This is a genomic window from Paracoccus alkanivorans (assembly GCF_003697785.1).
Lineage (GTDB): Bacteria > Pseudomonadota > Alphaproteobacteria > Rhodobacterales > Rhodobacteraceae > Paracoccus > Paracoccus alkanivorans.
The window spans coordinates 160,020-171,383 of sequence record NZ_QOKZ01000001.1 but is presented as its reverse complement, the minus strand read 5'-3'; the positions used below and the strand labels follow the sequence as shown (position 1 = coordinate 171,383).

Here is an 11,364-nt window from a genome sequence, read left to right as displayed (position 1 = left end):
GAAACCCGAACAGGGCAAGAGCGTGGCTCTGTAGATCCAACAACGAGGTAAACATGAAAAAGACAGCATTCCTGGGCACCATCGCAGTTGCCGGCATGGCGGCGGGGATGGGCTTTGCCGATACCCTGTCCGACGTGAAGGCTCGCGGCGTGTTGAACTGCGGGGTCAATACCGGACTGGTCGGCTTCGCCGCGCCTGATGCGAACGGCAACTGGGCGGGCTTCGACATTGATCTGTGCAAGGCGATTGCGGCGGCGGTCCTGGGCGATCCCTCCAAGGTCAAATATGTGCCGACCACCGGCCAGACCCGCTTTACCGCCCTGTCCTCGGGCGAGGTGGACGTGCTTGCCCGGAACTCGACCTGGACATTTTCGCGCGACACCGATCTCAAGCTGGATTTCGCCGGCGTGAATTACTACGACGGGCAGGGTTTCATGGTGCCCAAGGACCTGGGCGTCACCTCGGTCAAGGAATTGAGCGGCGCGACGATCTGCATCCAGACCGGGACCACGACCGAGTTGAACCTCGCCGATTACTTCAAGGCCAACGGGCTGGAATATCAGCCCGTCAATATCGACAGCAATGCCGAGGGCGAGCAGCAATATATGGCCGGGGCATGCGATGCCTACACCACCGACATATCGGGGCTTGCCGCGACCCGCGCCGCTTTCGCCGATCCCGAGAATCACGTCATCCTGCCCGAGGTCATCTCGAAAGAGCCGTTGGGTCCTGCCGTCCGTCATGGCGACAACAACTGGGGCGATATCGTCCGCTGGACCCTGAACGCCCTGATCGCGGCCGAAGAATACGGGGTGACGTCGAAGAATATCGAAGAACTGGTGAAATCCTCGAACAACCCCGAGATCCAGCGCCTGCTGGGCGTGACCGACAATCTTGGCGCGATGATCGGTCTGGACAAGGATTGGGCCAAGCGGGCCATCCAGGCCAGCGGCAATTACGGCGAGATCTTCGCCGCCAATATCGGGGAGCAAACCCCGATCGGGCTGGCGCGGGGGCTGAATGCCCAGTGGAAAGAGGGTGGCCTGCTTTACGCGCAGCCGTTCCGCTGATCCGGAGATTGAATGGGGGCGATCTGTCGCCCCCATCGCATTTGCACGAAAACGAATCCGGTCACAACAAAGCGGTGGCAGGGCATTTTGAGAAAAGCCGGATACCGATTCCCCGTCCGGAGATGAACAAAAGCCATAGATGCCAAAGCCGCGGACCGGCGACAGGGAAATTTATATGACGGAAGCCCCGCTACCGGTCGATCCGCCGTTTCGAATCAGCATGCTGGTCTATGACCGGCGCTATCGCTCGATGACGTTTCAGGTGATCGTTTTCATTCTGGTCATGGCGCTGTGCTGGTGGCTGATCAGCAATACCATCCAGAACCTTGCCGCCTTGGGAAAGGACTTCAATTTCGGCTTCCTGTTCCAGCGGGCCGGTTACGACATTTCGCAAAGGCCGATCCCCTATACTTCGGATGACACGCATCTGCGGGCAACCTTTGTCGGGCTGCTGAACACGCTGATCGTTTCGGTTCTGGGCTGTGTGGCCGCGACGATACTCGGGGTTGCGATCGGCGTCGCCCGGCTGTCGAAAAGCTGGCTGTTCGCCCGGCTGATGACCGTCTATGTCGAAATCTTCCGCAATATCCCGCTGCTTTTGTGGATCCTGATCATCTACGCGATCTTTACCGAGGTCATGCCGCCGCCAAGCGCCTATCGCGGCGACGATCCCGCATGGTCGATGATCCTGTTCGACAATGTCGCGCTGACCAACCGCTATACCGCCATTCCCTCGCTTGGCATGACCAATGATCCGGGCAGCCTCGATCTTGGTGCGAGGATTACGGTCAACTGGGCGACCATCGCGTTCCTGGTCGCGATCATTGGCGGCTGGTTCCTGCGCGACATGATCCTGAAACGGGCGCAGGCCATCCAGGACCGCACCGGGCACCGCCCGACGACATGGTGGATCAATCTTTCGGTGATGACGGTCCCGTCGCTGCTGCTGATCTGGTATTTCGGCCTGCATCTTATGTCGCCCGAGCTGAAGGGGTTCAATTTCGGCGGCGGGCTGAATGTCCATAACTCGCTGGTCGTGCTGTGGCTGGCGCTGACGCTGTATACCGGCGCCTTCATCGCCGAGATTGTCCGGGGCGGGATTCTCGCCATCAGCCACGGGCAAAGCGAGGCGGCCTTCGCATTGGGGTTGCCGCCGAACCGGACGATGAACCTGGTGATCCTGCCACAGGCTTTGCGGGTCATCATTCCGCCGCTGATCTCGCAATATCTGAACCTGATGAAGAACAGCTCGCTGGCCATCGCGGCAAGCTACATGGACTTGCGCGCCACGCTTGGCGGAACCACGCTGAACCAGACCGGGCGCGAACTGGAATCGATGGTGCTGATGATGCTGATCTATCTGGCGCTCAGCCTTGTCATCTCGGCGGGGATGAACATGTTCAACCGCCGCGTCAGACTGAAGGAGCGCTAAGATGGGCAAGACCTCTGCCGCCTTCGTCCGCGAGACCATGCTGCCGCCCGAACCGCCCCCGATGCGCGAAAGGGGCGTGGTGAAATGGCTGCACGAGAACCTGTTTCCCACCCCGGTCAGCACCGTGCTCACGGTTCTCGGGGTGTTGATCATCTGGTTCCTTGTCGATCATTTCTATGCGTGGTTCGCCCATTCCGTCTGGAACGCATCGAGCCTGCCGGAATGCCGCGAGATCATCGCCGCGACATGGGGCGAGGGGGCGAGCGGCGCCTGCTTCGCCGTCATCCGCGAGCGCTGGAACCAATACGTGTTCGGCTTCTACCCCCCGGACCTGTATTGGCGGGCGACCATGACCTTCGGGATGCTTTTCGTCGCCTTGGCGCCGATCCTGTTTTCGGAGTCGCGCGAGATCCGCCGGATCGTCCTGGTTGTAGCCTCTGTCCTGACCCTGCTGTCGATGATGGAACTGAACGCGCCGGGCGTCTGGATGGGTTTCGCGGTTCTGGTGTTCCTGGGTGCCCTCACACTGGCCGAACGGCGTGCCGGCTGGCTGCTGATCTTCTCGGCGCTCTATCCGCTGCTCGGGGTCTGGCTGCTTTGGGGCGGCTCGGTCTGGGGACCGGCCATGGTGCTTGCCGGCTTCGGCCTCGGCTGGCTGGCATTCGTCCTTGTCGGCCGGATCTCGCCCGTGCTGGCGGCTGCCGTTGCGATCCTCGCCGCATTGCTGTTCTGGACGCTTCTGGCCAGGGAGGTCGCGCAATTCGCCGGATGGCTGCTGCCGCTGTCCATCCGCGCGGTCGCATCGGACCAGTTCGGCGGTTTCCTTCTGTCGATCACCATCGGGGTCGCGGGCATCGCCCTGTCGCTGCCCCTGGGGATCGTTCTCGCGCTGGCGCGCCGTTCCGACATGTTCCTGGTGACCTCGCTCGCAGTCATCTTCATCGAGTTCATCCGCGGTGTGCCCCTGATCACGCTCTTGTTCGTGGCGTCGCTGCTGCTGAACTACTTCCTGCCTCCGGGGACGAATTTCGATATCATCCTGCGGGTCATCATCATGGTGACGCTGTTCGCGGCGGCCTATATGGCCGAGGTGATCCGTGGCGGGCTGGCGGCCTTGCCCCGCGGACAATACGAGGCCGCCGATTCCCTGGGGCTGGATTACTGGAAGGCGCAGCGCCTGATCATCCTGCCTCAGGCGCTCAAGATCAGCATTCCCGGCATCGTCTCGACCTTCATCGGCATGTTCAAGGACACCACGCTGGTCACCTTCGTCGGCCTTTACGAGCCGCTGAAATCCATCTCGGACGCCGTTCGCAACAATATCGCCTGGAAGGGCATCTACTGGGAGCCGTTCATCTTTTCCGGCGCCATTTTCTTCATCATCTGCTTCAGTATGTCGCGTTACTCGATGTATCTCGAACGCCGGCTGCAGCGCGACCACAGGTAAGGAAGCCGCCATGAGTAAAGCCATGACCCGTGACATCGACACCAGCCGGACGGCCGTGACTGACGAGGTCGCCATCGAGATCAGCGGCATGAACAAGTGGTTCGGCAGCTTCCACGTGCTGCGCGACATCGACCTGACCGTTCATCGCGGCGAGCGGATCGTGATTGCCGGTCCCTCCGGATCGGGTAAATCGACGCTGATCCGCTGCATCAACCGGCTGGAAGAGCATCAGTCAGGGCGGATCGTCGTCGACGGGATCGAGCTGACCAACGATATCAAGAATATCGACAAGGTCCGCTCGGAAGTCGGGATGGTGTTCCAGCATTTCAACCTGTTCCCGCATCTGACCGTGCTGGAAAACTGCACGCTGGCGCCCATCTGGGTGCGCAAGACGCCGCGCAGGCAGGCCGAAACGACCGCGATGGAATATCTGGAAAAGGTCAGGATCCCCGAACAGGCGGGCAAATATCCCGGTCAGCTATCGGGCGGCCAGCAACAGCGGGTGGCCATCGCGCGCTCGCTTTGCATGCAGCCCCGGATCATGCTTTTCGACGAGCCGACCTCGGCGCTGGACCCCGAGATGATCAAGGAGGTTCTGGACACGATGATCGAGCTTGCCGAAGACGGGATGACGATGATCTGCGTCACGCACGAGATGGGTTTCGCGCAGGCCGTGGCGCATCGCGTGATCTTCATGGATCAGGGCCAGATCGTCGAGCAGAACAACCCGCATGACTTCTTCCATAATCCGCGGTCGGAACGCACCAGGCTGTTCCTGAGCCAGATCCTGGGGCATTGACCGGGGCAGGGGCCTGCGTGGCGGCCCGAATGGCCGTGCTCCGCACAGGCGTTTCGTGACGGCTATGGCACCCGCATCGCGCTTGCCGTTGCCGGAGCCGTTCCAGAGCCGTTTGCACTTATTCGAACCCACCCCGGCCCGCTTCTGTTTCATGCAAATATCCCGGGGGGCGCCGGCCGGTCGCGCCACCGGTTCGAGAGACCTGCCGGCGACGGGGCAGCGCCCCCGGCCATCGCAGGATGCAGTTCGCGACTGAACCCGATCAACTGCAAACTGCCCTACATCGTTTCGGTTTTTCGTTGAAACACCGAAACGATGTAACTTTTTGTTTTTACGCATTTCCGGACGCCAAACCGGGATCCACTTTTGCTGGAAATGCTTTAATGCGGCCGGTCCATGCGTGCATAGATCGATACGCGCCCCTTCAGCGACTTGCTCCAGTTCAGCCGGATCTGGCGCTTGCCGGTGCCGATCTCGGTCTGAACCCATGGCATCTCGGCGACCTGAAGTCCCGCTGAATCAGTCAACCCGCTCTCCATGACTATCGATTTCACCGATTTCGCCCTTCCCTTGAACGGCAACCCCTCGATGGCAGGAAACGTCCAGCGGCGCGAGGCGCTGTTCTGGATATGCGTCACCAGAAGCGGATTCGCGACATAGGTCTCGACCCCGTTGAAGGTGTTGCCCACAAAGGACAGGTTGCGCATCCGGCCATAATCGAGATCGGCGATGGAATTGTCCACGCGCTCGATCCGGTCGATCTTGTCGAATGACTTGAAGACGTTGTTCGTCACCGTCAGGCCGTGGATCGTATGACCGCTTCCATAGGGTTTCATGGTCAGCCAGGTGAACCACGGCGCGACATGGCTGGCCAGGAAGGTGTTGCCGGTGATCGTCAGACCGCCAAAGCTGAATTCATTGCCGGTGAAATCCGGATAGGCGCTGTGCTCGTTCGTCCACTCGATCGAGGCGTTGTCGATGTAATTGCCGGTGACGGTGACCTGCACGTTGTTCTGCGTCAGGACCAGACCGGCAAATCGCACCCCGCTTTCGGCCTTGTCGCCCTGGAACCAGTGGTTCCCGCTGATGATATGGCCACCGCCATGCGCGACCATGAAATGTCCGAAACGGACAAAACGGTTGTTGCGGATCTTCGTGTCATTGGCATTCACATTGATCGCGACGCTCTTGCGGTCCTGTGCAGGCAGGCTGGTCTCGCTCGAAATGAACTCGCAGCGATCGACAAGCATGCCCTGGCAGGCCCGCCCGATCGAGGTGATACCACGGTCTTTCGGGCCGGTAATATGGCAATCCCTTATTGCGATCAGTTCACCCTTGGGCGGAAGCATGATCGCGCTGGCCTCGCCTTTGCAGTAGAACTCGATATCGGTGAAGTTCAGCCGGTCGACCTGCGCCACTCCCGAAAAATCGAAGACATAGCGGTAACGCTCGAAATCGTAACTGCGCGTCCCCGCCCCGCCGTAAAGAGGCTGGGACAGTTCCAGCCGGCTTCTGCCCAGGTCGCGGCTTTTCACAAAGACCTCGCGCCCCACGCCGGTCCCGATGACCCGGCTGCCGACCTCGATGGCGGCGATATTCCGGACATTGGTGAGGGCGGTCGGATCGGCGGGATCATAGCTTGCCGTGCTGCTGGCCTTGCCGGTTTCCCATGCCGGACCCGGCACCGGCATGATGCTGCCATTGGCAATGACCCGGCGGTTGGAATAGGCTTGCAGGCGGGGTGCCAGTTCGTGAATGACAAGGGGCTCGGTCAGTTCGACGCGCCGCCCACACAGGTTCAGCCTGACATGATCGGTATATCCGAACAGCGCTTGCAACGCCTTCTTCAGGCCAAGGGTCTCGTCGCCGAAGGCATCCGCATAGGTCGGAAAATCGAAGCTCTTCATGAAGGAGACGCGCGTCGACGCCGGTGTCGTCAGCGTGCCCCTGAAGCGGATCGGAGAGTTGATGCTGATATCGCCATCGATATGATAGCGCCCCTCGGGCACCAGGATCCTGCCCCCCTTCGCAGCCCTGTCGGCGGCGATGAAGGCATTGCGGTCATTCGTGACCCCATCGCCCCTGGCGCCGAAATCCAGCACGTCCACCCAATCGATCAGCGCGGGGACGAAAGCCGGGGTGACATCCTCGATCCGGATGGACTCGATGCGCAGCACGCTGCCATTCGCACCCAGCAGGTCGATGCCGAAATGTCCGAAGGCCGGGCGCGTGCCCCATGCCATGTCCACGCCCTGCCTCGATCCGACGCCGACGATGGCGCTGGCCTCCACCACTTCGCCGTATTTCTCGACCGCGACGCTCGGCCCGGCTTCGTTCAGCCCGCTCACATGTTTGCGCGACGCGTCGCGTGCCCAGCCCGCAACCCGCACGCTGCATGCAGGCCCCGCGACCAGCTTGATACGGGCAGAGACCCGCAGGTAGACCCCGGGAATCATCGGTGTGTCGCCCCGATAGCGGATGCGGGTTCTGCTTTGCTCCTTCAGGATTTCGAGGCAGGTTCCGAAATCGCGATCGTCGGGAACGATCCCGGCATTGCGTGCGCGGTCCCAGCTTGGATCGGTTTCGGTTCCGTTGCCGCTTGACCAGGTGTCGAGGCCTGCGCTGAAAGCCGGCGGCATCAGCAGGATATTGTTGGTGATGGCGATACTCATGTCATTTCTCCCCGAAACAAGCGGCGGCGGCCTGAGGGAAAGCCCCGCCTTGCCCGCGAAGAAATAGTTCATGAAGGGTTAATCTTGCTTGAATCGCACGTGCGTTGCGGCACCGGTCCGCGCAACGCCGGGGGGCGGAGAGGGGGGCTGTCCGCCCCCGCCCGGCCCATTCGGGCCGGGCTCCCCCGAAGGTATTTTCACAAAGAAGAAGGGGGCGCCAGCAATTCACCCGCAAGCGCCCGTTCGATCAGGCTGCGGGTTTCCTCGATGCCGTAAAGCGCGATGAAGCCGCCAAAGCGCGGCCCTTGGCTGGCTCCCAGAAGTACTTGATAAAGCGCGCTGAACCAGTCGCGAAGCGGCTCGAACCCATGTTCCTTGCCGATGGCGAAGACCATGGATTGCAGCGCCTCGCCGTCAGTGGGCTGGTCCCATGCGGCAAGGCGCCCGGCCAGGTCCTCCATCGCCCGGCGCTCGACATCGGAGGGGGCGCGAAACTCGCGGGTCGGGGCAACGAAATCCTTGAAATAGCGCAGCGCGAATCCGGCGGCCTGATCGAGGCCGGGATGGGTTTCCGGGCTGGCCTCCGGCGCGTAACGGCGGATGAAGCCCCACAGCCCCTCCTTGCCCGAGGCCCCCGCGACCGAGGCGAGGTTCAGCAGCATCTGGAACGGCACCACCATGTCCGAGGCGGGCACGTTGTCGCCATGGATATGCCGCACCGGGTTGGCAAGCTTCTGTTCGATGCTCTGGCCGGGATAGGCGCGCAACTGCTGGTGATATTCGTCCACGGCCTTGGGGATGACGTCGAAATACATCCGCTTGGCGGTCTTTGGCTTCTGATACATGAAATAGGAAAGGCTTTCGGTCGCCGCATAGGTCAGCCATTCGTCGATCGACAGCCCGTTGCCCTTGGATTTGCTGATCTTCTGCCCGTCCTGGTCGAGGAACAGCTCGTAGGTGAAATGTTCCGGCTTCCTGCCGCCAAGGATCTCGCAGATGCGGTCATAGATCGGCGTGTTGGTCGAGTGGTCCTTGCCATACATTTCGAAATCCACGTCCAGCGCCGCCCAACGGGCGCCGAAATCGGGCTTCCATTGCAGCTTGACCTGCCCGCCGGTCACCGGCAGCGTCGTCTCCTGCCCATCCTCGTCGTCGAAGGTGATGGTTCCGGCCTGTGCATCGACATGTTTGATCGGCACGTAAAGCACGCGCCCGGTCGTCGGGCTGATCGGCAGGAAGCAGCTATAGCTTTGCTGCCGTTCCTCGCGCAAGCTCGCCAGCATCACCTCCATGATCGCGTCATAGCGTTCCGCCGCCCGCAGCAACGTCGCGTCGAAACGGCCGGAGCGGTAGAAATCCGTGGCGCTGATGAACTCGTATTCGAAGCCGAACGTGTCCAGGAAGCGCCGCAGCATGGCATTGTTGTGATGGCCGAAACTGTCATATTGCCCGAACGGATCGGGCACCGAGGTCAGTGGTTTCTGGGCGTGTTGGCGCAGCATCTCCTGCTGGGGCACGTTGTCGGGGATCTTGCGCATCCCGTCCATGTCGTCGGAGAAGCAGATCAGCTTGGTGGGGATATCGCTGATGATCTCGAAGGCGCGGCGGATCATCGTCGTCCGCGCCACCTCGCCAAAGGTGCCGATATGCGGCAGGCCCGAGGGGCCGTAGCCCGTCTCGAACAACACGAAACCCTTCTCGGGGGGCTTTTTCTCGTAGCGTTTCAGCACCCGGCGCGCCTCTTCGAACGGCCAGGCCTTCGAACTCATTGCGGCATCGCGCAGGGTGGTCATCGCGTCAACTCCTGTTCCGGGGCCTTGCCGCCTTATTGAAAGCTTACCCGATCGTCAATAATCTAACCACCAACCTTGACGGAGACGTAACCATGACGACCGAACTGCCCTCCCTTTCGCCTTGCGACGCGCTGGTCGCGGTGATGGTCGCCGTGTCGGCCTCGGATGAGAATATGCGCACTGCCGAGCTGGTGGCGATTCAGCGGATGGTCGATCATGCCCCGATTTTCGCCGAATATGACGATGACCGGATTCGCCCGGTCAGCCAGATGGTCATGACATTGTTCGAGGAGGAGGACGGGCTCGACGCGCTGTTCGGCCTGGTCCGCGACGCGCTGCCCGAGAAGCTTTACGAAACCGCCTATGCGCTGGCCTGCGATGTCGGCGCGGCGGATGGGCGGCTCTACGAGGGCGAGATCGCCCTGCTTGCCGAGATCCGGGAGCAGTTGAGCATCACGCGCCTGCACGCAGCCGCCATCGAACTGTCGGCGCGGGTGCGTCACAGGGTGCTGTAGACGGGTCTCCGCTTGCGCTGAAAGGGCGTCAAGCAGGTTTCCGGCCCGGCAGCCCCCACTCCTTGAACAACCCGCGGCGTGCCGGTGTCTCGAAGATCTCGTCCGGGCCGTTGGGATCAAGGATCTCGTTATCGGCCAGCCATTCCTCGATTCCCGACAGCTCGGGAATCTCATAGGGAACCAGCGTGCGCCCCCCGCCACGCAAGGCCTCTATGGTTGCGATCAGCGAGCCGGTCTCCTCCAGCCGCGCCGCCACCTCTTCCTGTGTCGTCCCGAGATGTTCGGCCAGCAAATCGTTGCGGACCGCTGCGATCTCATCGCGCAGGGATTCATTGCCTTCCTCGTCGCTCGACAGCAGCACATCGCATTCGGTATCCAGTTGCAGCGAGCGGTTGTTGAAATTCGACGAGCCAACACGCAGGATCCGGTCGTCCACCACGGTGACCTTGGCATGGACATAGATCTCGGCCCCGCCCGTGGTGACGGGGTGATAGATGCGGAACCGGCCATGCCGGTCCACGCGCCGCAGCGCCTCGACCAGCCGGGCACGCGCCGTATCCATCGCGATGGGTTCCAGCCAGCCATCCGCCGTATGCGGATTGACGATCACCACTTCGGGGCCATTCTCTTCCGCCAGCCGTTCGGCAAGGGCATGAGCGATCTTGCGTGACGCGAAATACTGGCTTTCGGCATAGATGAACCGCTCCGCCCCTGCGATCAGGTCGAGATAGGCAGCCTCGATCTCGTGCACGGGCTCGACATCGTCCATCATCGGAACGGTGCGGGCGATGCCAAGACGCATGTCCCGGAAGGTGGCGGCAAGATCGGCGGGCCAGCAATCGTGATCGCCGGAACATGGCGGCAATTCCTCTTCCGTGGCGGTTTGCCACCGCGCACGGGCCAGATCGCCCATCGCCCGTGCCGCCTTGCCGTCGAAGGCGCTGGTCGCGTCATGCCAGGGACCGTGAGGCTTCCCTCCCGGCCCGGTGCGGCGCGGATCGTCGTCGCGATGCTCCCGCGTATCCCACCGCTCGGTCGTCATGTCGATGCCGCCGCAAAAGGCGATACTGTCGTCGATGGCGACGATCTTCTGGTGATGGGAACTCGCCAGCGGATGCTTGCGATCCAGCCGCAGCGTGATGCGCGGATGTGCCTTCCAGCGAAGAACGGTGAAAAGCGTGTTGCCCCGCATCAGGGCCTTGAGCGCGCCGGTGTCCCACCGCAACAGGCGGATTTCCAGCGATGGTGTGCGATCTGCCAGCCAGAGGATGAAATCCCCGAGCCGTTCGGGCCCTCCGTCGTCAGTCTCTCCAAAGGAGATGCGCGTATCGAAATCCCAACCGACCAGCATGATGCTGCTGCGCGCCTGCAGCATGGCCTTGCGCACCGCCACGAAATAATCGCGGGCATCCACGATGAAGGCGAAACGTTCCGCCGGTTCGATCCGCCAGCAGTTCCGTCCCAATTGCAGCAATGCAGTGTCAGTGTTTTCCATTCGGTCCCCGTCCCGGCATCCTCAGGTCCAAGGACAACCGCCAGAAAACCGGACAGTTCCCGCTTCTGCAACCTTCCGGTGTTTCGTTGAAGAGCGACAATATCCCGGCGCCTGGCCGGACCGCCGGGGTCCGGCAATCAC

8 protein-coding genes are annotated in these 11,364 nt (G+C 61.8%); 5 read left to right on the top strand and 3 right to left on the bottom strand.

What is annotated here, in order from left to right; genetic code table 11:
* Nucleotides 1-53: 53 nt before the first annotated feature.
* The 4 genes from C9E81_RS00815 (at nt 54) to C9E81_RS00800 (ending at nt 4,748) form a co-directional block, all read left to right on the top strand.
* On the top strand, nt 54-1,070 hold the full coding sequence (locus C9E81_RS00815) for an amino acid ABC transporter substrate-binding protein (RefSeq protein WP_122110424.1): 1,017 nt from the start codon (nt 54-56) through the stop codon (nt 1,068-1,070).
* Between the two features lie 175 nt (nt 1,071-1,245).
* The gene (locus C9E81_RS00810) at nt 1,246-2,502 is read left to right on the top strand and encodes an amino acid ABC transporter permease (RefSeq protein WP_243698449.1); all 1,257 of its coding nucleotides are present in this window, start codon (nt 1,246-1,248) and stop codon (nt 2,500-2,502) included.
* A gap of 1 nt (nt 2,503) precedes the next feature.
* Nucleotides 2,504-3,949, top strand: coding sequence for an amino acid ABC transporter permease (locus C9E81_RS00805; protein ID WP_122110423.1), 1,446 nt, complete (start codon nt 2,504-2,506; stop codon nt 3,947-3,949).
* A gap of 10 nt (nt 3,950-3,959) precedes the next feature.
* Entirely contained in the window at nt 3,960-4,748 is a 789-nt protein-coding gene (locus C9E81_RS00800; protein WP_122110422.1) for an amino acid ABC transporter ATP-binding protein, read from the top strand.
* A gap of 380 nt (nt 4,749-5,128) precedes the next feature.
* Here the strand turns inward: C9E81_RS00800 and C9E81_RS00795 are convergent, their stop codons facing one another.
* Nucleotides 5,129-7,420: a glycosyl hydrolase family 28-related protein gene (locus C9E81_RS00795; protein ID WP_122111106.1), complete on the bottom strand. Its 2,292-nt coding sequence runs from the start codon at nt 7,418-7,420 to the stop codon at nt 5,129-5,131.
* A gap of 197 nt (nt 7,421-7,617) precedes the next feature.
* Nucleotides 7,618-9,213: a lysine--tRNA ligase gene (locus tag C9E81_RS00790; protein ID WP_122110421.1), complete on the bottom strand. Its 1,596-nt coding sequence runs from the start codon at nt 9,211-9,213 to the stop codon at nt 7,618-7,620.
* 92 nt (nt 9,214-9,305) lie between these two features.
* Here C9E81_RS00790 and C9E81_RS00785 point away from each other — a divergent pair, with 92 nt between their 5' ends.
* Nucleotides 9,306-9,728 carry a tellurite resistance TerB family protein gene (locus C9E81_RS00785; protein WP_122110420.1) on the top strand — a complete coding sequence of 141 codons (423 nt, stop codon included), beginning with the start codon at nt 9,306-9,308 and terminating at the stop codon, nt 9,726-9,728.
* Nucleotides 9,729-9,756: 28 nt separating this feature from the next.
* Here C9E81_RS00785 and C9E81_RS00780 read toward each other — a convergent pair whose 3' ends face one another.
* Nucleotides 9,757-11,223, bottom strand: coding sequence for a phospholipase D-like domain-containing protein (locus tag C9E81_RS00780; protein ID WP_122110419.1), 1,467 nt, complete (start codon nt 11,221-11,223; stop codon nt 9,757-9,759).
* Nucleotides 11,224-11,364: the final 141 nt, after the last annotated feature.